We start from the raw sequence: 24,297 nt of genomic DNA, 5'->3' as shown, positions 1-24,297 counted from the left end.
GAATAAGTCTTGTGGTGAGGGGGAGCTGGGGAAGCTGGGGAAGCTGGGGGAGCTGGGGGAGCAAGGGTACATTTTACCTGAGCAAGGTGATGCCATACTTATGAAGGATGCTACCCCATTTCCTTGCACTTTATCCACTGTTATTAAAAAATCCCCATTTTGTAAACTTTCACCATTGATGATGGCAGGATTTTCATCTCCCTGAACTGTAGATGTAATAACAGCAGCGTATGCATCTTTGGGTATTAGGCAACCTACACTAATCAGGGCGGCTCCAGTAGCCATAGCAATTGTACGTGGTAATACACTTAAAGTGACTGTTCTGCGTAGAATGGAATAGATTTTCTGAACTGACATTTTTTTCTCCTTGTGAAGTTGAACGGCTAATAATTTGCAGTACGAGATAGATGCGATCGCACCTTCCGATGTTTACCCAATTAAGTTGATAAACTTACTGATTTCCCTGACACAGATGCATTCTGTTAGCATCAAATCTGTGTTGCATCGATGAACTTGACCAATCTCTGTTGAGATATCGGCGACATTCACCAAAGTTTCGCAATCCGGAAAAAATTGTTACAAACGTTTACATAAAAGCTTAGGGGGTTGAAGATATCCCTGAACAGATCAGGGTAGGATGAATCGAACAAAAAATTTTGAATTTTGCGAAAAACTCTAAATTTGCGCCGATAACTGAGTGCAAGACTCAATTGGCACGATTGTGAAGGATGAGTGTAACCGACGATGACGGGGTAACAACCCACCCCAAAACCAATAGGAGTAAGAGTTTAGGTAATTTCATGGATGCGGACATCGATCAACAACTACGTCAGCTTGTCGCTCAAACCTGCCAGTATCCCCGGCGCAGTCTGCAACGGCGTCGTAGCTTGGATCAACTCATTCGCGCGATCGCACAATCGGGAAAACTTTGGCAGGAGAATAGCCCCGATTACGAAGAAGCACTGCAACAAACCTGGTTGTATCTGTGCCGCAAGATTGAGAACTATAATCCAGAAAGAGCCACTGTGATAACATGGTTGGATGCCCATCTCAAACAACGACTAAAGGATTTGCGCTGGAAACGATGGCAATACATGAAACGCCATCGACGTCAACCGCCCCCAGGTTGGGAGAATCCAACCGATCCGATTGAGAATTTGCCGGATACCCACGCCAATATTCCGCCGATTCTGGAAGAAACCCTACAGTGGGCAGAATCTGATCCAGATGGTGAATTATCCAGCGCTCATATTAAAGGGCGTCCAGATATAACCTGCCAAGTTTTAATTTTGCATCGCTTACCGCCGGAGACAAAATGGGTCAACCTGGAAACAGAATTGAAGTGTAAGACTTCCACGTTGGCAACGTTTTACCAGCGTCATTGTGTTACCCAATTACGGGAATTTGGTGAATCTCAAGGATATTTATAGAAAACAATTAGTTGATGGCATAACAATAATAGGACTGTAAAGGAGTGAATTATGACTAGCGTAGAATTACTGTTAAATAACGCTTTGCCGATGCCCATTATGTCCAAGATAATCCAGATGGCACAAGGGTTTGCCGAGAAACAACCGACGCCAGCAAAAGCGGAACAAGTTTATTTGAATACGTTGGCAGTTTGGGCAGTCCATGATTATTTGGAACTTATGGAGATAGACACTGACATTAAATCTAGTGATCTTGGCAATCCCGTGGTTTGCTTAGGGGCAGATGTGGCAGATTTGAAGGTCAAAGGATTAGGGACATTAGAATGCCGTCCGGTGAAAGTCTTTGAGAATGATTCAGCCTCTGAAAGCAATCGCTGGATTTCTGAATTGGGTTCAATTCCGCCAGAAGTCTGGCAGGAACGAATTGGCTATGTTTTTGTGGCGATTGATCCCAAGCGAAAAGAGTCAAAATTGTTGGGATTCACGAAAACGGCTGGTACTGGTAAGGTGGTATTGACGCAGTTACAACCCCTTGATGCTTTATTAGAGTATCTTGACCAATTAGCTCACCCTATCGTCAACATTAATCAGTGGTTTGCTAATCAGTTTGCGGCGGGTTGGCAACAGATTGAAGACTTATGGGCAGCTGATAGTGATCAGTCGCTTGAAAAGCCAAATGTTCCCGCACTTCGTCGATTTGATACTGGCGTTAAACTCTTTCCAGATTCAGATGTTATGCGAGCCAAGTTACTTGATTTGGCAATGGATTTGGGAACTCAGCGCCTCGCCTTGGTAATGGCACTTACCCAAGAACGCGATCGCAAGGTTAATGTTTTTGTTCAAGTTCATCCCACAGGGGGCGATCGCTATTTGCCGAGTAATCTTACACTAGCATTACTGGCTGACTCTGGGGATAGGCTGCAAGTCGTACAATCGAGAGGGTTAGATCTCTGGATTCAACTCAGACAATTTCGAGTCGAAGCTGGAACCAATTTTGGTCTGCAAGTGGCGCTGAATGGTATCAGTGTTACGGAATCATTTACACTCTGAGGTGTCACGGGTTAATTAGGTATTTTCGTAGTTACCCTGTCTTTGTCATAATTGTTGAACGTCTGACTAAAAATCTTGAATATGAATATCACTAGCTTAAGGAAAATATCGCACTCAATTTTTAAGCAATGGTGCGTTACGCTTTGCTAACGCACCCTACATTGGGGTTATATCAAATAGTTATCGCTGGCGAAGCGTTATTGAAGGGTAGAGTATTTTCTTTCATGGCTTAATTGTTTAAGAATCTTAATACCTTACTCGCCCAACTTATAGTAATATTTGAGCCAATGTGTCAATTAATCAGCAGACTTATTCCCTCTATCGCTACCTGTTCCCTAACCAATCAATAAATAAGAGCAGCTATGAGTAAAATAGTCGTCTTAAGTCTCGGATTCGGCAGCTTTAGAACTGGATTTCCTGCTGTTACGGCACGGTTAGGAGAGGTAGGGAATCTTTATATGCAATTCACAGGGAATTTGCCGACAGCGCCAGATATTCCTCAACTGCTCAGAGACTGGCGGCTAATGTATACAGCACTTTATCAGAGTGATGGCTTTCGTGGGATCGAAATTGTCGAATCGGGAATTACCCATTGTTCTGAGGGAAATTTCAATGATATTTGTCAGCAGTTACAAACGCGACTTAATACATGGTTCAAAAGTGACGGATTTCGCAAAATTGAATCACAATTGAGAACTCAATTAAACCCGTCTGAATCTGTGCGAGTAATTATTGAAAGCAATGAACCTGAAGTCTGGAAATTACCATGGCATCTTTGGGATTTTTTGGCAGAATACCGCCAAGCTGAGTTAGCGTTTAGTACCCCCGATTATCCCCCACCCGCTTATCAAGTTCCACCCCAACACAGAAAAGCTCAGGTCAAAATATTAGCGATTTTAGGCAATAGCGCGGGGATTAATTTGGAGAAAGATCGGGAATTACTGCAACGATTGCCAGGGGTTGACATTAAATGGTTAGTTGAACCCGAACGACAAGAATTAAATGACCAACTTTGGCAAGCTGGTTGGGATATTATTTTCTTTGCCGGACATTCCCAAAGTGCAGAAACTTTAACCCATGGGCGATTATATATTAATCAAAACGCTCAGAATAATAGCATAACGATTGGTGAACTCAAAGAAGCCCTAAGTCAAGCAGTTTATAATGGATTGAAATTAGCAATTTTTAATTCTTGTGACGGGTTGGGATTAGCACGAGATTTGGCAGCAGCACAGATTCCTTTGCCACCGATGATTGTTATGCGCGAGCCTGTGGCAGATCAAGTGGCGCAAGCCTTTTTGAAATACTTCTTAAAAAACTTTTCTGCTGGCGAACCCTTTCATTTATCCGTGCGCCAAGCCAGAGAGCAACTCCGGGGAGTGGAACATGATTTTCCTGGGGCAAGTTGGCTACCTGTCATTTGTCAACATCCTGCTGTAACTCCACCCACTTGGAAGCCGTTGGTTTTGCCTGAACGCCAACGTGACACAATTCCTTTTATTGGTTTATCAAAATGGGTGGCAATTGTTTTAGTGGCAGCGATTAGCAGTTACCTTTCATTCGGCTCCCAACTGGCAATTTTGGCAAACAAAATGGGACTAAAAAATCACCAAAATGGGCAATTATTAATAGCAAAACGCTACTATAATATCGCTACTGTACTGAACCCTAATTATGCACAACCGCACTACAATTTAGGGTGGATATGCAATGAAAATCTTGATGATAAAGACTGTGCTGAACAACGGTTTAAACAAGCCGCCCTGCGAGGACTTCCTGATGCTTACCCGGAGCTGGCTCGCTTGCAATTGCAGCAGCATAATCTAGAATCTGCACTGAAACAAACCTGGGATTGCTTAAAGCATAGCGACTATGATGAGGTGAAAGCTGCCTGTTTGAAGAATCGCGGTTGGGTGCGATGGGAACAACAACGGTTGGAGGAAGCTGAAGCCGATTTACGCCGCGCGATCGCGCTTCAACCTGACAGCCCTCATGCTTATTGTCTATTAGCCCAAGTGTTAGAAACGAAAGGGAACCATCAAGATGCAGTATTGGCTTGGGAAAATACACTTCGCTACTCGGATTATAATGTCCCTGAACAAGACGAGTGTATTGCCTTAGCCAGAGAAAATTTGGTAAGTAGTCGGACAAAATTAAACTTAACGGTTGAGATTAGGGAACAGGGAACAGGGAACAGGGAACAGTAAGGGTTTGAGGCTTGTAATACTTCTTAGTACAGGGTACAGAATCTTGTAATTAAACTTGACAATGATACTCGTAGCGGTTTAAATAGAACTAGAAAGATTCCCCTCTTCTGTTACAGATAAAAATTCTTCTCAACAGTCAGGCTTAGCTTTAATCTGCCTTGGGTGCAAACTATCAATGCGGATGCTAGGGCTGACTGAAAATAGCGCAAGTTTCAGTCATTGGTAATGATACTTTTTCGCAACGAGAAAATTAATGCCTAAGAAAAAGTAAGGCATAAATTAGGCATAGGTCATATTCACTCAAACAGTTTGCAATCTGAATTTTAAACAAGCATCAAGTTTGATCGTTTTAGAGGCAATAGCTAGGTCTCTCAATCTCCTGAACAGCATCTTAGTGTTTATTATGATGCGTTCTCGAATCTAACCCCATAGACAAGAAGGAGTACAAATTGCACTCAGGGTCATCCAAAGAATCGAAACAATAACACACGATTAAAGGAGTATAAGTATTGTATGAACTGGGCAATAGCGACTTCCATAAGTTTCCTGTTAAGTTCTCTATTACTCCTATTTGGCGGTAATTCTTCGGGTGTCGGGGCTGTTTATAGGGATGAACCTGTGAATAGGACTAATTGGGTTGATAGTGTCGGAGGCGGGAGCAATAAACAATCGGTACGGCATCAAAACAATGATCAATTGGTTACGACGTATCCCATTCTCTCTGCCTTACGCCCAACATCCCAACCCCTTGCCAATGGGCAAATTCTTCAGATAACGGGTGATGTACAAATTCAGCGAACTGGACGTAGAATTGAACCTAAAATTGGCACGGATATTTATCCAGGTGATCAGTTATTTATCGCCCAGGAATCACAAATCATTATGCAATGTGCGGACTTATCCATCCAAACGATATCCTCTGCCAATAATCTCCGCAATCGTTGTCCCGCCGCTAGCGAACAAACCGAATGTAGTCCGGGTACTTATAAATGTCCCCATCGCGGCGATGTTACCTCCTGGAACAATAATATTCCTTATATTATTAGTCCTCGTCGCACCGCGATTCTCACTGATAAACCTCTCCTACGCTGGAATGGGATACCGGAAGCCCAATACTATACCGTCACTCTCGAAGGGGATGGAATCGAGTGGACAACCCAAGTTAGCGATACCCAAATCCTCTATCCTGGAGAACCCCCACTCCAACCCGATGGTGATTATCTACTCATTATTGAAGCCGATACCGGGGAATCCTCACTGGATGAATCCCCCCTACCTGGCGGACTAAATTTCAGCCGACTCGACACCCAACAAACCCAACAGATTCGCACTCAAGCCAGCCAAATCAGCCAGCAACCCTGGAATCAAACCGCCAAAGCCCTAGCCTTAGCCACACTCTATAGTAAACATCAACTTCATACTCAAGCGATCGCAACCTTAGAATCCCTGATTGCTGACGGCGTAGAAAGTGCAGCCATCTATCGCAAAATAGGCGATCGCTACTTCTATCACCTCGCCCTTCCCCTCCAAGCTAAACCCTACTACAAAAAAGCGATCGAACTTTCCCACACCACCGACATCGAAGAAAAAACCCACGCCCAATACCACCTAGGGCGCATTGAAACCGCACTCGGTAATCCCAACCAAGCCCAGCACTGGTTCACCCTCGCCCTCAAAGGATATCAAACCCTCGGCTATACCCAACAGATTCAGGAAATTGAACACCAATTAAACCGATAACCAAACCACCCTCCTCCACCTCCAACCCCTCTGCGCCCCTCTGCGCTTCCCTCTGCGAACCTCTGCGTTAAAACAACATGAACCCATAGCCACTCAAAAAAGTCATGAAACCCCCTTTTCTGTGCAAAACAATTCTCCTCGCCCTCTTAACCCTAAACCCCTCTCCCCCTACCCTAGCCCAACCCATTATCCCCGCCAACGACAATACCGGAACCGTCGTTAATCCTACAGGCGATCGCTTTGACATCACCGGAGGTACCCTCTCCCCCGACGCCACCAACCTTTTCCACAGTTTTGAGCAATTTGGATTAGAATCTGAGCAAATTGTCAACTTCCTCTCCACCCCAAATATTCAGAATATCCTCAGTCGAGTTACGGGCAATAATCCCTCCATCATTAACGGCTTAATTCAAGTCACCGGAAGTAACGCCAACTTATTCTTAATCAACCCAAGCGGTATTATCTTTGGCACCAATGCCCAATTAAACGTTCCCGGCGATTTTACCGCCACAACCGCCACAGGAATCGGATTTAGCAATAACCATTGGTTTAATGCATTTGGCGACAATAACTACTCCAATCTCATCGGAAACCCCAATCAATTTGCCTTCGATTCATCCAATTCTGGCAGTATTATCAACGCGGGCAACTTAGCTGTCACTTCCCAGCACAACTTAACCCTATTAGCAGGTCAAGTGATTAACACCGGTGAATTAAACGCACCGGGCGGAACCATTACTGTTGCTGCTGTACCTGGCTCTAATTTAGTCCAGATTGGTCAATCAGGAAACCTGCTCAGTTTAGAAGTTGAACCGCCCCGGGATACTCAGGGAAATATTCTCCCCGTAACCCCCTTAGATTTAGCGGAACTGCTTACGGGAACACCACCTGAATTAGACACCCAATTAACTGTTTCTGCGGATAATACTGTTCAATTAGCTAATTCTGGCATAACCTTACCCAATCAACCCGGAACCACGATTATTTCTGGCAGTCTCAATGTTGCCAACTTCTCTGCTATTCCCGCAAATCAATCCATTACTATTATCGGTGAAAACGTGGGACTCGTCGATGCCGATATTAATGCCTCTGGTAATCATAATGGAGGTATTGTCCGGATTGGTGGAGATTACCAAGGTCAAGGTTCCATCCCCAATGCTGAAAACACATTTATCAGTTCCGATTCACTTATTAATGCCAATAGTATCCTCAACGGTGATGGCGGGCGTGTTATCGCTTGGGCAGACAATAATACCACATTTAACGGCACTATTTTAGCCCGTGGCGGGGATAATTCCGGAAATGGTGGATTTGTTGAAGTTTCCGGAAAAAACAATCTAGTTTTTCGGGGCGATGTCGATGTCATGGCAGCTAATGGTCAAGCTGGCAACGTACTACTTGATCCCGTTAATATCACGATAGTCGATCAAGATAATCCTGCTGCTAATGATAATGAGTTGAATGATAATACAATTCTCTTTTCAGACGGAATCACCGATAACTTTACCCTTTCTAAAGCCAAACTGGAAAGCTTATCCGGTAACCTCACCTTAGAAGCAACGAACAATATTACTATTGAGGATATCGCCAACGACAACTTAAATCTGAATACAGGTTATGGTAAAAACATCACATTTAGGGCGGATGCCGATGGCAATGGTGTCGGTGATTTTTGGATGAATTCTGGGGATTTAATCCAAACAGACGGAGGCTCGATTACCATTACAGGAGTCAATGTTGATGTCGGCATTCTTGATACGAATAACTACAACAATCCTCTATTTAACCATGGTGGTGATATCACGATCGTCACCGATAACGGCAACATCAGCACGGGTCTTTTAAAATCATGGGGAAGAGAAACTATCGGAGATAGTGGCACGATTACCCTGATGGCTAATAATGGCAATATCCGCACAGGTGAACTTCAATCCCAATCTCTTGCCAATTTGGGAAATGCTGGTGATATTAACCTCACCGCGAATAATGGTAATATTGAAGTATTTGGTGATATAAATAGTAGTATTGAAGAAGGGCTTGGTAATGGTGGAACTATTAACCTAACTGCTAACGGGGGTGATATTAAAATTACAGCCACAGAACAGAATAGTAGTATCTCTTCGGTAAGCCTTGTGGGAAAGGGCGGTGAGATTACAGTCCAAGCGACAGGTAATATTGAAATTTTAGGAACTATAGCCTCTTTGTCCGGATTGAGTAATACAGGCAACGTCACACTAACCAGTGAGCAAGGGAATGTTTCAAGCGGTAGCCTTGGCTCGGCTGTTTTTAGTGGAACGAGTGGCAAAGTCACCATTAATGCCCCCAATGGCAGCATTAATACTGGTAATATTGCTTCACTTTCTTTCAATGGTACAGGTAATGACATTAGGCTTACCGCTCGAAATAACTTGATAACAGGTGACCTGATATCTTCAGGTAAACTTGGTAGTGGAACAATTAATTTAACTGTTACTCATGGTTCTATTAATGCCCTGAATTCTGATTTGTCTGAGCTATTCAATTTGGTTGATTTAGTCCCGATCGAGGATTATCCAGAACTCGCTGATTTCTTAAAGCCTATAACTCAGTTACCCACACATGTTCTTGACTCATCTTCATCATCAAGATCAGGAGGTGCAATTATCCTTAATGCACCTAATGGGGATATTATTACTGGCGGTAAAACAATCAATTCCCATGGTTTTGTTAATGCTGGAAATATTACCCTAACCAGTGGGGGTATTATTGATACAACGGGCGGCATAATTAGCGCTCCCGGTGGTATTAAAGGGGGTGACATTACGCTGCTTGCTCCCGGTAATATTGATACGGGAACGATTACCGTATTTTTAAGTGGCTTTAGTGGTGATAGCGGCGATATTAGTATCACAAGTACCGAGGCAAATATTAACACCAGTAGTGGGGCATTAATTACGGCGTCTGGAGAGGGTTTAGGTGGTAATATCACCCTTGATGCGGCGGATAATATTACCCTGGGTCAAGTTAATGCCTTATCGTTTATGGATAGGGGTGGCAAAATTGATCTGAGTGCAGAGACTGATATTACAATTGGCGGAGATCTTCAAACCAACCAAAATAACATTACTTTGAATGCGCCTGTTACCTTAGCCGATAATGTGGCGTTGACTACATCAGAGTCTGGTGGTATTATCTTTAACGATACCGTCAACGGAACCTATAATCTGACCCTAAATTCAGACCAAGGAGTTGTGCAATTTAACGATCGCGTGGGTCATTTAACCCCCTTAAATAACCTACAGGTTCAAGGTGAGATCACCACAACTCATCCATCGGGTATCGATATCACTGCATTAAACAGGATTCTGACGGAAGATATTAGTGCATCGGGTGGGATTAGCCTCACAAGTCATCAACGAAGTATCACCACCCAGCGTCTAAATACCTCGGCATTGAATAATGGTGGTAATATTACTCTTAAAGCACCGGGTAATATTAGCGTGAGTCAAATTGATAGCCAAAGTTTAGGGAACGGGAATGGCGGCGCGGTTGACATTACTACCGGACAATTTTTCCAAGCCACGGATACATTCCTCGATCAAAATGGAATTCAGACAAGTATTTCCACGGCTGGGGTGGCTGACGGCGGATCAATTTTCATTCGCCATGGTGGAGAGGGAATTACCCCATTTATTGTCGGGAATGCTGATATCAATGGTACTGAAGGCGCGATAACGCGAGGAAACGATAATCCCGAAAGCCAGATTCTCCCCACACAAACCTATCTACACACTCATAAACAAGACAGCGATCGCATTCAGATTATATCAGTCTCTCCGGCTTCACCCCCGCCACCTGATCCCAATCCCCTACCACCTAAACCCAATCCTAGTCCTCAATTAACACCTGGTTCTCCATCATCCTCTAGTTCTAATTCTGAATCAACTCCAGAGACGACTCCATCTAACCCCAATCCCCTAGAATCTCTCGCCTTTCTTGTCGGCGATACTCTCGATGTCAATTCTCAAATCAATCAAGATGCTGAAACCGGAAACTACACCTTTACCTGGAAGATTCCCAATCAGCCAATCTTATCACTCAATGTTCCCTACGTTCAAGAGTCTTCCCGCCAACTGTCAATTAATCCCGGCGATGATATTGTCACCGTAATTGACCAATTATTAGAAGCGCAATTTGAAACCTATTTAGGCGAAGATATTACCCAGAAAAAAGTCACCACCGCTTCCCTGCAAAACAGGCTACAAACCATGGAAACCCAAACCGGAAAACGGGCTGTGGTAATTTACGCCTTGTCTCATCCCGATGGATTACAACTGGTTCTCGTTCCACCCGAAGGTTCTCCTATTTCTAAACAGGTTCCCCAAGCCAATCATCAAACCCTACGGCGGGAAGTGAAGAAATTTTATCACACGCTCAATGATTATACCAATAACAGGTATTTATCCAGTTCTCAACAACTCCACCAGTGGCTAATCGAACCCTTAGCAACGGAACTCGATGCCCTCAATATTGATACACTCATTTTCTCAATGGACGCCGGATTACGCGCGATTCCCCTAGCGGCGTTGCACGACGGACAGCAATTTCTGATCGAAACCTATAGCCTAGGTTTAATCCCCAGTGTCAGTCTAACCGATACCCGCTACCAGAGTTTAGAAAACGCGACTATCTTAGCCATGGGGGCTTCAGAGTTTCCAGATTCCACCCTTTCTCCATTACCTGCTGTTCCGATTGAATTATCCACAATTTTAGCCGAATTTGGACAAGGCAAATTATTGCTAAATGACCAATTTACTTTAGATAATTTCAAGACTCAGCGCCGCAACGCCCCCTTTGATATTGTACATCTGTCTACCCACGCCTCTTTTCCCCGCGATCGCAATCATCATCCCTACATTCAACTTTGGCAAAAACAAGTCGGATTAAACGAATTGCGACAACTACAATGGTACGCCCCACCAACCGTAGAACTCTTAACCCTAAGTGCTTGTGAAACAGCCGTAGGGAATGAACAAGCCGAAATGGGATTTGCCGGATTAGCGGTACAAGCGGGGGTAAAATCAGCCCTAGCTAGCCTCTGGAAAGTTGATGATTTAGGGACGTTAGCGGTAATGACCGAATTTTATCAGCAACTTAACAGCGAGAATGTATCAATTAAAGCCGAAGCATTGCGACAAGCCCAACTTGCCCTATTGCGTTCTCAAGTGCGAATTGAATCAAGTCAGTTGGTTGGCACAAGTCGGAATATAAGCGTTGCTAAAAGCTTAGTGAATAACTCAGAAATTAATCTATCTCATCCCTATTATTGGGCTGGATTTACCCTAATTGGTAGTCCTTGGTAAAACCAATGAGGACATTTTCATTTTCCTGTAGGGGCGGGTTTGACTATTATTCTTTCTCAATCCACCTTAATGTAACTAAACCCGCCCTGACTCATCCTCTCGTCAACCCAACCTACAACCGATATTCTTGGATACTCGACTGGTTAGTAATGATATCTCTTCAAATGCTGCCACATCAATTTCAATCCCAAATTGCACATTGGGTTCAGCAAAGTATCCTTCTGGCAATTGACGGTTTAAATCAGAAGCGATATACGTTGCCCACGCATTATGGAAAGCGTGCCAGTGACGACGAGTACTCAACGGTGGATGAAAGTGATCCAGTAATCCCATAATTCCTAACTCCAATTATTTATAGTGATTAAATTTATCGGGATAGTCTTTCAGCTTTTGTTTTTATTATACTTTTAAATTGCGATGCGGGCGTTTATAGCGCTAAAGCGCAACTACAAACTAGCAAACTATGAGACAATTAACTTTATCGAGAACTACCATCAGGTCAACTCCATGTCTTCAATAACTGACTCCTGGCAAGAGGATTATAGTATCACTAATGGTGTCAAACTACACTACGTCACCCAGGGAGAAGGTAAACTTATGCTGATGCTGCATGGTTTCCCTGAATTCTGGTACTCTTGGCGGCATCAAATCCCTGAATTTGCTAGGGATTATAAAGTTGTTGCCCTTGATTTACGCGGTTATAATGACAGCGATAAGCCCAAAGATGTATCAGCTTATCAGATCAGCGAGTTAGTTAATGATATTAAAGGAGTTATTCAAGGATTGGGTTATGAAAGCTGTATCTTAGTTGGGCATGATTGGGGAGGAATGATTGCTTGGTATGTTGCCTATACTTATCCTGAACGGGTGGATCAGTTAATTGTCATGAATATTCCTCATCCTGCTAAATTTACCGAAGCGTTTCGCAGTAATCCCCAACAACTCCTGCGAAGTTGGTATATCTTTTTCTTTCAACTTCCCTTACTCCCAGAGTGGCTGTTCCAGTGGGATGATTATCGACTGATTGCATCTAGTTTTATTGATATGGCAATTGACAAACGTGCTTTCTCAGAAGCGGATTTAAACGCCTACAAAGATGCAGCGGCAAAACGGGGGGCGATAACTGCCATGATTAACTATTACCGTAATCTCTTTCCCGGACTATGGCATCAGCGCCAGTGGGATGTTCTACCCATTCCAACTCTGATGATTTGGGGGGAGAATGATACGGCTTTGGGCAAAGAATTGACCTATAATACAAAGGATTATGTGCCAGATTTGCAAATCCGCTACATCCCGAATTGTAGTCATTGGGTACAGCAGGAACAGCCCCAGTTAGTGAATCAGTATATGCGAGAGTTTTTGGCAAAGGATGAGGGATGAGAAAGTTTTGGATCTTCGCTTTGCTAATCAGACATGGCGTGTGTGTAGGGGCGGGTTTCACTATTATCTTTCTATTTCACCCAGATGCGACTAAACCCGCCCCGATAAAGTTTTGAGGCGTAGCATACTATGTCTGAAAGAGGTTTATGAGGCGTAGCAAATATTGTTCAATTATCGGTTATTTGCCAATTTTTTGGCTAAAGGAAACCATGATAATTGGATCAGGGCGGGTTTGATTAAAATATTATCGGTGACATCCTAATTGTGTCCCTAAACCCGCCCCTACAATTACTCTTCACAACCTTCGAGGGATGTTTATTCCTCATTCAGTTTACCGTTGCGATAACCATAGAAGTCAATCCGATACTCAGTAATTTTGACACCAGTTTGTTGCTCAATGTGCTGGATTAGTTCCTCTGGCAATTCTACATACACATCCATGATCTGATTCGTATCCACACAATTAACGTGGCTGTGTGCATCGCTGATATTTCCGTAAAGCCGTCCATCGGATCGTTCAATACATTCGATAATGCCTTGAGAGGATAGCGCCTCTAGGTTCTGATATACCGAGGTATGACCAATTTCTTTACCTTGCTTATTTAGGCGATCATAAATGTCTCGTGCACAGAGATGCTCTCGATCTTGCCACAACAGTTCCAAAATTAAGCGGCGTTGACGCGACAAGCGCATTCCTAACGCTTGACATCGATTGAGGGCGTCTTCCAATGAGCGAATTGGTTTGACAACTGCCGCTTCTTTCTGCATGGTCAATACTTTGAATGGGGTGGTTAGCTTTCTGGGGAGTAGTCTCAAGCTCTACTCTTAAGGGGAGAATTATAGAGATCCCATAATGCACTGGTTAAAAGTGCATCATATTTGCGGATATAATCTCTTTCGCCAAGCTTTGTCCAGGTTTTGGTCTGAATGACTTGGCATCTGGCACTGTAAGGCAAACTCATTACCACTTTACCTTAGATGGTGTAAGTATGTCTACTGTGGACTGATATCAAGTCGGGTAGCATCGATTGTGTTAATTCAAACTAAGGTAAGCTTGATCCGAGGTTAAGCCTGGGGACTGGTTGACCCTGAGCGGCGTCGAAGGGTCAAGTGCCGTCACTACCAGGATGAAAGACCGAAGTAATCCAGGCAATGTACAGACGCTGTAACAGTGCGTCTCTACGTCCAAGTGTTGTGGAGCGGATAAAGATTAGTGGCAATCACAATTAAACTCAATTCCCATTCCATTAATGATTTAGACCTATCGCCCGTCCAGACTGTGATTGATAAGTGGTTGACCGAGGGAGCGATCGCAAACTATGAGCAGCAGTTACGCTTTGAGTTTAACTACCCTCGCGAACCCAATGATCCACGGGAATGGTCAGAAATTCCGGAGATACGTCTGTGGTTTATCCGCTTAGATGTTCAGTATCCGTGGTTACCATTTCTGCTGGATTGGAAAGCTGGGGAACTCGCTCGCTACACGGCGATGCTCGTCCCCCATCAGTTTAATCGCACGGAAGGGATTCAATATAACCCAGAAGCCTTAGAAATTTTCATGATGCAAAAGGTTTTTGTGGTGAATAACTGGTTACAACAAATTGATTTACCCAACCAGTCGCGCCTCAAGTCCATGGCTCAAATGTTAGGGTATGAACTCGATGATACGTTGTTTCAGCTAATGTTTCCCCCAAAAAGAACTTGAGACTTAGAGGAGTGAGGCTGGTGGGCATTGCCCACCCTACGGTATATCAAGGGTTTCGACACTCCAAAACGGCTCAAAAAGAACTTGAGACTTAGAGGGATGAGGCTGGTGGGCATTGCCCACCCTACGGTATATCAAGGGTTTCGACGCTCCAAAACGGCTTAGTTGAGTGCCATTCCCTAGCCCCGCCAAACTTGTTTTAATACATCATCAGGCTGAATATCGGCAATCCAACGAGTGGGTGATTGAATACCGATATAGCGTTCTGATGGGGGTAGGAGTTTGTCAGCCTCAGTCGGACCAAACAACGCGATCGTATACGTTCCCACAGCAACAGCCAGATGCATCGACGCGCTATCGGTACACAGCAGTAAATTCGCCCCCGCAATCATTGCCGCTAATTTACCACTATCAGGAGGTGAGGTCATCTGTAAATTAGGACAGACTTGAGTGAGAGCCGCAACTAACTCCGTATCCTCCGAACCATGCAGCATAACCAGAGTTAGGTCAGGCTGTTTTTGGTGGATGTCTTCAATAACCTCTTGCCATTTATGGGCGGGATAAACTTTATCAATGTCCTGTGACTGATCCAGGTGGTTAGAGCCGCCGTCGATCATAATGTAACCGCTTTCCTGGATACCCAGGCGGGCTTGTTCACCTTCAGCCCAATCCAGATCGGATTTTGGCACACGAATGGCAAGTTCTGGACAGGGGGTGTTAATCCCTAACCCGGTGAGCAGGTCATGATACATGTACGCGGCATACTGCTCTGTTTTCAGGGGTACAGTATTGGTGAAAAACCACGTACCCTGATTATTTTCGTAGCCCACACGGATGGGAATACCACTCATCCAGAGCAATAGTCCCACTGACCACCGACGCTCTAGGGCAATTGCCGCATCATATTCGCGATCGCGGATAATCCCCAATAGGTTACCAAAATCTGCCAGACCATTGCGGTCTTTATAGTCAAAGGGTAATACTTCCTGGACTGAACCGGAAACTCGATAGGCTCCCTTGGCGCGGGGTTCGACAATGACATCGATTTCGGCGTCGGGGTAATTGGCTTTTAGGTCATCTAACGTCGGAAAGAGCAGCAGTTGATCGCTGATTCCTCCCGGAACAAGGGCTAATAGTCTCATCTGAATATAATTTAGAGCTTGTATATCAGCTCAATTTTAATGGACTGGTCGTTCCTAATTTCACGAAATTTTCCAGAAATTAGTTTGTCCGGATCACCGTGACAGGGTGAACTCCTACACCCCTGCTCCCATTGCTATTTAGCTGATGGAATTACTGTACGCATGATATTATACCTAGTGGTTTCCTAGGATGAACCAGTAGTAGCATATTAGATTAGATTCGGTCGCGATTAGAGATTTGGCATCATAAGGCGGAAGCTTGTGCATTTATTAATTCCAGCAGCGGGAATGGGACGACGGATGGGGAGCGATCGCAACAAGCTATTGCTTACCTTACTGGGTAAACCCTTATTAGCATGGACGTTACTGGCGGCGGAAGCGGCGACGGAAATTACCCAAATTGGCATTATCGGACAGCCAGGGGATCAGACCGATATTCAGGCAATTCTGGCGGATCTCGCCCTGACGAAAGCAGTACAACTGATTCCTGGGGGCGCAACTCGCCAAGAATCCGTATATAACGGCTTGCAGGCTTTACCCTCAACGGCGGAACGGGTACTGATTCACGATGGTGCGAGATGTTTAGCCACACCTCAATTATTTGATCGCTGTGCGGAACACCTCAGAGATTGTTCGGGTTTGATTGCCGCTATCCCGGTTAAGGATACGATTAAAGTGGTCGATGAGTCGGATATTATCCAAGATACACCCGACAGGCGACGGTTATGGGCAGCCCAGACGCCCCAAGGATTCGAGGTATCGCTTCTGAAGCAATGTCATCACCAAGGACGGAAATTACATTGGGACGTTACCGATGATGCGGCATTATTTGAGCGCTGTGGGCTACCTGTACAGATTGTGGCAGGGGAAGAGACTAATCTCAAGATAACCACACCCATGGATTTAGCGATCGCGGAGTTTATTCTGCGTCAGCGACTTGCAGCCAGCCATCAGTCATAAGGATCGTCATTTATCATTTGTTATACTCGCTCCCGACAAGAAGCAAGCTACGTCAGTTGTCAAGGTTTAAAGACTATTTACAGAACTTAATAGTTTTAGGCGACTTTCCACAAACCTACTAAAGTCAATTGTCGGAGCTGGTTTAACCAATAACCGTTTACCAATTTTATTTTATCACCAAGGATGAACTGAGATGAAACTTCCCACTTTTCTGATTATCGGTGTTCAAAAAGCAGGGACAACCTCGATTTATAACTATTTGAAACAACACCCCCAAATTTACATGAGTCCCGTTAAAGAAACAAACTTTTTAGAAAAGAACTGGGAAGAACTTGAAACTAAACGGAAATCCAAAATTGACACCTTTGAAAAATATTGTCAACTTTTTGAAGGGGTAACAGATGAAATTGCGATTGGAGAAGCCTCGCCTAATTATCTGTTTCATTATCAGTCATCCTCAGAGCGGATCAAGCGTTATGTGCCTAATGCCAAGTTGATAGCCGTCTTGCGAAATCCAGTTGACCGAGCCTATTCGGATTACTTAATGCATATCCGAGATGCCATTGGCAAAGGAAAGCACAACAGCTTGTCTGACCAAATAAAATATCGAGCTGATAAATCGTTTATTTTGCTCAAGGGATTCTATTATCAGCATTTGCAGCATTTTTATAAAGAATTTGACCGAGAGCAAATCCGAGTTTATTTGTATGATGATCTGGTGAAAGACCCGGCTCAATTCATGAAAAGCATGTATCAGTTTGTTGGCGTCGATGATACCTTTTCACCTGATGTCTCCAAAAAAGCTCAAGTTGCTCAAGTTCCCAAAAATACAGCAATGAATAAGATGTTACGCCAAGAAAATCCCTTGAGAACGATAGTCAGGTCGGGACTGCGAGTTATTTTACCCCTGGGAATGAGGCAAACGATTCGTTCTCGCCTGATTCAAATTAACTCTCAAGATAAGAAAGCGGCTCCACTTTCGCCAGAAGATCGCCAACAACTGATCGAACTCTATCGAGACGATATTCTCAAGTTACAAGATTTAATTCAACGAGACCTTTCTCATTGGTTAAAGTAGTTATTAGTTATTAGTTATTAGTTATTTGTCATTTGTCATACTCGCTCCCTTGAGAAGCAAGCTACGTCATTTGTGATAATTGAACGGTTAGGTCGGGGCGGGTTTAGTTATATCAGGGTGAAAACTAAACGTTAGTGGTAAAACCCGCCCCTACAAAAGATGTTTCATCGGAACGTCTCTGCTTCCTCAGTTTCCTCTGCTGCCCCAACTCCCCCTGTCTTCCACCCTTGGCTCGATTAAGCAGATAGTGCCATCTCTTGTTCGGTTTGAATCGGTAGCGTAATTGCAAATTCGGTTCCTTTCTCAGGTTCAGAGGTGACTTCAATTTTACCCTGGTGTTTTTTCACAATCTGGTAACAAATAGCTAATCCCATCCCTGTGCCTTTGCCTACAGCCTTGGTGGTGAAAAAGGGATCGAATATCCGGTCTTTAATTTCCCCTGGAATCGCTGCACCATTGTTCCAAACTGACAGGCGAATCCAACGATTATCGATGGTTTCACTACGAATGACGATTGTCGGTATAGCTTTACCCTGAACCTCTTCTAAGGCGTCAATGGCATTGCTGATAATGTTGATAAATGCTTGATTGAGTTGAGCCGGATAACAATCAATTCGCGGTAATTGACTGTACTTTTTGACCAGATTAATATTGGGCTGGAGGCGATGACCGACAAGCAAGAGGGTATTCTCTAGTCCTTCATGAATATCTGCCTGTTTCAACTGCGCTTCATCCAGACGACAGAAGTTTCGCAAAGATAAGACAACTTCCTGGATTCGTTCAGCCCCACTTTTTAAGGATGACAGCATTTTTGGCATATCGGCGATGAGGAAATCTAAATCCATCGCTTCGCTTTGTTCTTGAATCGCGGCGTTAGGCTGAGGATACTCTTGCCGATACAGTTCTAGCAAGATCAGTAAGTCGTTAATCGATCGCTTGGCATAATCTAGATTGCCGTAGATAAAGTTAATTGGATTATTAATTTCATGGGCAATCCCTGCTACCATCTGTCCTAAACTGGACATTTTTTCATGTTGAATCAGTTGGGCTTGGCTGTGTTGGAGTTCTCGCAGCGCTTGCGTCAATTCTTGCGTTCGTTCATCGACGCGCTGTTCTAAGGTTTGACGCGCTTGTGTCAATTCTTGGGTTGAGTCATCTACCCATTGGACAAGCTGATTGAGAGATGTGGCTAATGAACCGACTTCATCGTTGGCGGTGACGGGAGTACGAATCTCCAGATTGGACTCTTTGACGATCGCACTAGCAACGTGAGTTACTGTTTCGATAGGATGCGCGATCGCACGGCTGGTAATCGTGGCTAAGAGTACCGCGATACCTACCGATAGCAGCAAACTACTTACCATGATTCGCAGGCGTAAGGCTTCTGCTTGTGCTAGTTGTTGATGTACCTGAGACTGTTGCGTTTCGGCATTAGTTTTGGCATCCTCTACATGGTGGGATAGGTGATTGAACTCAGCCATCACTTGGCTGGTAGAGGGGTGATGCAGTGCCTGTAAGAGTTCTTGTTGTATCGCAGTAACCTCTTCTGGCTTCAGGTTCTCCGATTTACTGATCTGCCAGAGTGATTCAATCACCTGATTGTAGGCGTCTATATTCGCTTCATACTCCTGAAGCAGATGATGTAATTCAGCCGTGTTTATGTTTAAGTCATCGGGATAGTCTTGGATGAAGATGTCTAACTCCGAGAGTAGGCGTTTCATCCGATCCACATCGGCTAAATACTGATTCTTTTGGGCGTCAATCTGGCTAGGGTTCACCGAAACTGTGAGTAGTTCTTGCGGATGCGATCGCACAGCCAAGGTGACATTTTCCAGGTTGCTGAGGAGATGGTGCTGCTGATCCGCAACCCGTTCTTGTTGTTGGGCTTGGTCTTGGTAATAATTACCTAGAATTAATCCTCCAGTTGTTCCCAGAATGGATATGCCGATCGCCAAGGCGTAGCCGTAACCAATTTTCTGAGATATGCTGAGGTTGCGAATCCCTTCTTTGATCCAGGTGAAAGGGGAAATCTCGGATAAATTCTTATTCAGATTTAATGGGTTTTGCTGACCCATTAAGGTATTTTGGGGAGAGACTGGGGGATATCGGGAATTGGAAAAAAGCATAAGATAAGCCAAAAAGTGAGATAGATCGTAAGGTTTCCAGGGGAAGTGATGCATGATTTGCGAGAAACGATTGAATTAAACAATCGGTATCATTGTTAAGAAAAATACTTGAAGCTTGCGACAATTAGTAGATGGAAAATTCAGTTTACCTCTGTTCATCAATATACATTACCTTTTTACACCCTCTATCTATTAATTGTAGGAATAAAATGATGAAGTTTTTAACAAGTTTTCATTTAAAATTGTCTAAACAAATAAAGTTAGAGTAAAGATTAAAGTACAGAAGCAGGAAAAAGGAATTCCGCTCTAGGGCTATCAATGGATGGAATCGGCTACCAGTAAGAATTAGAGCGACAATGACAGAGTTGTAGCGGTCTGCCCAAATCATAAAGTAATGTGAAGATATTTCATAAAATCCATCAATTAATTAAAAAATATTAAAAACGTCCGGATTAGACTGGAAGTAAGCCCAGACATTTGTTATTTCAAGACTGTAGGGTGGGCAATGCCCACCTTGCCCTCATCAATAGGATTTGCATCCTCAAATTGCGTAAGTTCTATCTTTTTGATGGGCAAGGAAGGAAGCACATTAGCTTTGTGATTTGGATCATCCCAATTCGCCAAAATGATTGGTAATAGGAATATTTTTATCGCAGGAATCGATATAAATTTCTACCTAGAAAGGGTGGAGATAACTTAGTTAACCGCCGAAGCCCAATTGTAGGGGTTCGGCATACCTAATTTGATGGATTAGTCGCACGCTTTTGTTGTTTCCCCCTCATCCCCTAACCCCTTCTCCCACCGGGGGAGAAGGGGAACCATCACTCTCAGAGCTAAGCTGTTTGGCGTTTACAGCTTTGCGCTCTCCATAAAGTACAGTCGATCAAAGTCCCCCTTCAGATCCCCCTCCCGTCCCCCTTCAGATCCCCCTCCCGTCCCCCTTCAAAAGGGGGAGACCAAAGGATGCGGGAGCTTTTGGTTCCATGGGGGAGACCAAAGGATGCGGGAGCTTTTGGTTCCATGGGGGAGACCAAAGGATGCGGGAGCTTTTGGTTCCATGGGGGATTTAGGGGGATCGACAATGTACCGCATAGCAGAGCCAACTGCTGTAAATATTAATGTCAAGAATGGCGAAGTCTTTGTAGGGCGTTTAGCGAAGCCATGCCACAGGCTTTGCATCTTGCTCGCTACTAATACCCAATTTAAATGCATGACTGATTATTTAACCGCCGACGTGTCCGCCATACCCAGCAAAGGTTCTAGCAGCTTGCGTTCTTCTATGGGTAGGCTAAATAAAACACGCTTATTGCCTTTTGCTTCCTTATAACCAACAGCCGCTTTGAGAAGACGGAGAGGGATTTGAAATTCAGGATAATCACTCGCCATTTCTTGCCACACCTCCAACCAGGTTTGTGCCGCTTTGTCGCTAACCATTTCTGACATTAGTGTAGGAACGCTTTTCACCAGTCCCTGTCCTAATGTAGAAATAACCTGGTGTTTGTGGTAAAGTTCGATAAGGGTTTCGATGCGCGATCGCCATATCTCTACATTGTTACTGCTGTTGAACAAGATGTGCATAATTAACTTGGCATCATCTGCATCAGCTTCATCGTCAAGGGTAAAACGTTGGAATGCGTTCTCTAGTGCAGCAATTCCTTCATCCCAGCGATTTAATCCCAAAATGGCAATAGCACGGTTTAAGAAGACAGAGGAGTCTTGATACCCCAGTTCAATGGCTTTGTCACAGGATACTAAGGCTTCCTCGTAGCGTTCGAGATTGTCTAGCACCCAGCCTCTGTTCAACCAAAGTGCTGCATAATTAGAGTCAAACTCAATTGCTTTTTCGTAAGATACTAAGCTTTCCTCGTAACGTTCGAGTTTCTCTAGCACCCAACCTCGTCGTCCCCAAGCTTCTGCATAATTAGGGTCAAGCTCAATTGCTTTTTCATAAGATACTAAAGCTTCCTCGTAACGTTCGAGTTTCTGTAGCATCCAACCTCGTCGTCCCCAAGCTTCTGCATAATTAGAGTCAAGCTTAATTGCTTTTTCGTAAGATACTAAAGCTTCCTCGTAGTGTTCGAGTTGACTTAGTACCAAACCTCGTCGTCCCCAAGCTTCTGCATAATTAGGGTCAAGCTCAATTGCTTTTTCGTAAGATACTAAAGCTTCCTGGTCTCGTTTGAGATTATATAGCATTGCGCCCCGGTTGCACCAAGCTGGTGCATAAGTAGGGTTAAGCTCAATTGCTTTGTAACAAGAGGCAAAAGCTTCTTCGTAGCGCTCGATACAATACAGCATTGTGCCTCGTAGTACCCAAACTGGTGCATAATTAGGAGCAAGCTCAATTGCTTTGTCACAGGATACCAACGCTTCCTCATAGCGTTGAAGATTGCTCAAGCACAATCCGCGTTTAAACCAATCCTCGGCTTGACCGCGAATTTTTACCAGTTTCTCTGCTAGTTCTAAAGCAGTAACATAATCTTCCTTCTCAAAACAATCCCCATACTCTTGCAAACACGCGGCGATGCGAGGATCTTCATCTTCATTTTCTATCGCTTTAAGTGCATAAAGAATATATTCTCGTTCTAGAACAGCATCAGAGGGGAGTGGTTTTAAGCGTTGCTGATACTGGAGATTATCATTGGTTACTCCTAATCGCTGTAATAACTCTTCCTTCGTATACCAAATCCGTAAAAAATCGACAAATAACTGTATCGGTTCCCCCCGCTGCTTCTTCACCTCCAGACAAAAGCGCATCAATGGTTCCCGCATCTCATAAAAAGACTCCCGCCCGATCGCGTCAGATGTGACATACCCTTTCTCCCGCAAATCCTTAAGCTGACTGGATGTGGTTTGATGCGTCATAAAACAGCGCTGGGCAATTTCTTTGACTGGAACCCCATGGCGGCGATCGCATAAAAATTCCACTATCTTCCGTTGCTGCGGTGACAGAGACGCCATCCGCGCCTGATAATAGGGTGTCAAATCATCTAGCATCCGCATAAAGGGTTCCACTAATTCATCCAACGACTGGCGAGTGAGGAACTCTGAGAAAATCACATAAACCCGGTGATTTCCCCCAGCCAGATGATGAACCGCCTGGATGCGATCGCGTCCCCTTGGCTGTCGGATAAAGGACTCTAATTCGCGATCGCCCCGAACTCTGGCAATATTGGCTAATAACTGTATCGCTTCCTCAACCGTTAAATCTTCTAAGTGATCAATGTGGAAAAACCCATAAAACGGCGATTTCTCTTTTTTTACCTCATCGAATAAACTCTGAGACGTTGCCAAAATCGTACAACCAGGATTCTCTTGCAAAAAAGCATAGAGTTGTTTTTGTCCTTTTTTACCCAACCCAGAAAAGATATCATCCAGGTTTTCCATCAGTAGGAGTAAGTGATTATCGCCGATGATTTCCCTTAATAATTCTGCCCCAACCTGTTCCGCTTCATCGGGCGACAATTCATAAAGTGATTCAACCCGCTTAATTAACCCTTCTTGTCCCCCCTTTAGTTGGATTTTGGCAAAATTTCCATCATTTTCCTGAAGCGCCCGAAATATCCGCAACAGCAAATCCAGAAACGAGGTAACGCCCCATTCTTCCTCACGTAACCAGGCGATTAACAGGAAATTTTGTAACGCTTCCCGCTTGCGAATCCGGTGATATACCAGCGAGACTAAATGAGTTTTGCCAATACCTCGTGGACCAATCAGTAATGTGTGATGTGGCGACGGTGTAAGCACACTATCGCTAATGCGTTCCATAATATTTTCAGCTAACTGATGACGCTGCACAAAGATGGCTTCTAAATCTTCATGCTGCATCAAACTAGGAGTAAAACGAGATACTTTCATATAAGTCACTAAATTAAGCCCTGAACTAAAGTTCGGGCTAAAAGCTAAAACCCGTTAAAACGGGTTAAAAGACTGACCCAGTAAGCTCCATTCTTACTTTAGCTTTGACAGGGTTAGGGAGGGGTCTGTCTCAATGGAGATTTTTGAGCTTAAGTTGATACCAATGCGTCATGAATTCCTCCTACTCACACCGTTGTTCAACCTGGATGTTTCCATTTTATGTCATTTTTGACGTACTCAACTAAATAAGTACGTCAATTTTATTGTATCTTTTTT

At 44.1% G+C, this 24,297-nt stretch carries 14 protein-coding genes and 1 pseudogene; 9 read left to right on the top strand and 6 right to left on the bottom strand.

Annotation, left to right across the window (positions count from 1 at the left end; translation table 11 throughout):
• Positions 1-357: hypothetical protein (locus RIB93_RS33195; RefSeq protein ID WP_446379690.1), on the bottom strand; the 357-nt coding region annotated here is incomplete at its 3' end.
• 371 nt (positions 358-728) lie between these two features.
• On the opposite strand from RIB93_RS33195, the gene RIB93_RS33190 reads away from it, so the two are divergent.
• The 5 genes from RIB93_RS33190 to RIB93_RS33170 all read left to right on the top strand — a co-directional run bounded on the left by RIB93_RS33190 (position 729) and on the right by RIB93_RS33170 (position 11,769).
• Positions 729-1,430, top strand: a complete 702-nt coding sequence (locus RIB93_RS33190; RefSeq protein ID WP_446379688.1) for a sigma-70 family RNA polymerase sigma factor — start codon at positions 729-731, stop codon at positions 1,428-1,430.
• Positions 1,431-1,481: 51 nt separating this feature from the next.
• Positions 1,482-2,480, top strand: a complete 999-nt coding sequence (locus tag RIB93_RS33185) for a DUF1822 family protein (protein ID WP_446379686.1) — start codon at positions 1,482-1,484, stop codon at positions 2,478-2,480.
• Positions 2,481-2,842: 362 nt separating this feature from the next.
• Positions 2,843-4,687 carry a CHAT domain-containing tetratricopeptide repeat protein gene (locus RIB93_RS33180; RefSeq protein ID WP_446379684.1) on the top strand — a complete coding sequence of 615 codons (1,845 nt, stop codon included), beginning with the start codon at positions 2,843-2,845 and terminating at the stop codon, positions 4,685-4,687.
• A gap of 513 nt (positions 4,688-5,200) precedes the next feature.
• Complete coding sequence (locus RIB93_RS33175) at positions 5,201-6,427, top strand: tetratricopeptide repeat protein (RefSeq protein WP_446379682.1); 1,227 nt, start codon at positions 5,201-5,203, stop codon at positions 6,425-6,427.
• A gap of 104 nt (positions 6,428-6,531) precedes the next feature.
• On the top strand, positions 6,532-11,769 hold the full coding sequence (locus RIB93_RS33170) for a CHAT domain-containing protein (RefSeq protein ID WP_446379680.1): 5,238 nt from the start codon (positions 6,532-6,534) through the stop codon (positions 11,767-11,769).
• 147 nt (positions 11,770-11,916) lie between these two features.
• Here the strand turns inward: RIB93_RS33170 and RIB93_RS33165 are convergent.
• Positions 11,917-12,102, bottom strand: a pseudogene (locus RIB93_RS33165) (DUF4058 domain-containing protein); the annotation flags it as partial.
• Positions 12,103-12,276: 174 nt separating this feature from the next.
• On the opposite strand from RIB93_RS33165, the gene RIB93_RS33160 reads away from it, so the two are divergent.
• A complete protein-coding gene (locus RIB93_RS33160) occupies positions 12,277-13,152 on the top strand; it encodes an alpha/beta fold hydrolase (protein ID WP_446379678.1) in 876 nt (291 codons plus the stop codon).
• Positions 13,153-13,467: 315 nt separating this feature from the next.
• On the opposite strand, the gene RIB93_RS33155 is transcribed toward RIB93_RS33160, so the two are convergent.
• A complete protein-coding gene (locus RIB93_RS33155; RefSeq protein ID WP_446379676.1) occupies positions 13,468-13,920 on the bottom strand; it encodes a Fur family transcriptional regulator in 453 nt (150 codons plus the stop codon).
• 445 nt (positions 13,921-14,365) lie between these two features.
• Between RIB93_RS33155 and RIB93_RS33150 the strand changes: the two genes are divergently transcribed.
• Positions 14,366-14,857: a CRR6 family NdhI maturation factor gene (locus RIB93_RS33150; protein WP_006105681.1), complete on the top strand. Its 492-nt coding sequence runs from the start codon at positions 14,366-14,368 to the stop codon at positions 14,855-14,857.
• A gap of 179 nt (positions 14,858-15,036) precedes the next feature.
• Here RIB93_RS33150 and RIB93_RS33145 read toward each other — a convergent pair whose 3' ends face one another.
• Positions 15,037-15,999, bottom strand: coding sequence for a glycosyltransferase family 9 protein (locus RIB93_RS33145; RefSeq protein WP_446379674.1), 963 nt, complete (start codon positions 15,997-15,999; stop codon positions 15,037-15,039).
• 261 nt (positions 16,000-16,260) lie between these two features.
• On the opposite strand from RIB93_RS33145, the gene ispD reads away from it, so the two are divergent.
• Together ispD and RIB93_RS33135 are read left to right on the top strand one after the other, a co-directional pair.
• Entirely contained in the window at positions 16,261-16,959 is a 699-nt protein-coding gene (gene ispD / locus RIB93_RS33140) for a 2-C-methyl-D-erythritol 4-phosphate cytidylyltransferase (protein WP_446379672.1), read from the top strand.
• Between the two features lie 193 nt (positions 16,960-17,152).
• Positions 17,153-18,037, top strand: a complete 885-nt coding sequence (locus RIB93_RS33135) for a sulfotransferase family protein (RefSeq protein ID WP_446379670.1) — start codon at positions 17,153-17,155, stop codon at positions 18,035-18,037.
• A gap of 236 nt (positions 18,038-18,273) precedes the next feature.
• Here the strand turns inward: RIB93_RS33135 and RIB93_RS33130 are convergent, their stop codons facing one another.
• Both RIB93_RS33130 and RIB93_RS33125 read right to left on the bottom strand, forming a co-directional pair.
• Complete coding sequence (locus RIB93_RS33130; RefSeq protein WP_446379668.1) at positions 18,274-20,163, bottom strand: ATP-binding protein; 1,890 nt, start codon at positions 20,161-20,163, stop codon at positions 18,274-18,276.
• Between the two features lie 1,218 nt (positions 20,164-21,381).
• Complete coding sequence (locus tag RIB93_RS33125; protein ID WP_446379666.1) at positions 21,382-24,021, bottom strand: tetratricopeptide repeat protein; 2,640 nt, start codon at positions 24,019-24,021, stop codon at positions 21,382-21,384.
• Between the last annotated feature and the right edge of the window lie 276 nt (positions 24,022-24,297).

The organism is Coleofasciculus sp. D1-CHI-01, from assembly GCF_040218875.1.
Lineage (GTDB): Bacteria > Cyanobacteriota > Cyanobacteriia > Cyanobacteriales > Coleofasciculaceae > Coleofasciculus.
This window is presented reverse-complemented; position numbering and strand designations above follow the sequence as displayed.

What these genes read in the sequence shown, in the direction of transcription:
- RIB93_RS33170 (WP_446379680.1), top strand. Translation starts at nt 6,532, where the DNA reads ATGAAACCCCCTTTTCTGTGCAAAACAATTCTCCTCGCCCTCTTAACC.
- RIB93_RS33190 (WP_446379688.1), top strand. Translation starts at nt 729, where the DNA reads ATGAGTGTAACCGACGATGACGGGGTAACAACCCACCCCAAAACCAAT.
- RIB93_RS33135 (WP_446379670.1), top strand. Translation starts at nt 17,153, where the DNA reads ATGAAACTTCCCACTTTTCTGATTATCGGTGTTCAAAAAGCAGGGACA.
- RIB93_RS33175 (WP_446379682.1), top strand. Translation starts at nt 5,201, where the DNA reads ATGAACTGGGCAATAGCGACTTCCATAAGTTTCCTGTTAAGTTCTCTA.
- RIB93_RS33155 (WP_446379676.1), bottom strand. Translation starts at nt 13,920, where the DNA reads ATGCAGAAAGAAGCGGCAGTTGTCAAACCAATTCGCTCATTGGAAGAC.
- RIB93_RS33145 (WP_446379674.1), bottom strand. Translation starts at nt 15,999, where the DNA reads ATGAGACTATTAGCCCTTGTTCCGGGAGGAATCAGCGATCAACTGCTG.
- RIB93_RS33130 (WP_446379668.1), bottom strand. Translation starts at nt 20,163, where the DNA reads ATGCTTTTTTCCAATTCCCGATATCCCCCAGTCTCTCCCCAAAATACC.
- RIB93_RS33185 (WP_446379686.1), top strand. Translation starts at nt 1,482, where the DNA reads ATGACTAGCGTAGAATTACTGTTAAATAACGCTTTGCCGATGCCCATT.
- RIB93_RS33180 (WP_446379684.1), top strand. Translation starts at nt 2,843, where the DNA reads ATGAGTAAAATAGTCGTCTTAAGTCTCGGATTCGGCAGCTTTAGAACT.
- RIB93_RS33125 (WP_446379666.1), bottom strand. Translation starts at nt 24,021, where the DNA reads ATGAAAGTATCTCGTTTTACTCCTAGTTTGATGCAGCATGAAGATTTA.
- RIB93_RS33160 (WP_446379678.1), top strand. Translation starts at nt 12,277, where the DNA reads ATGTCTTCAATAACTGACTCCTGGCAAGAGGATTATAGTATCACTAAT.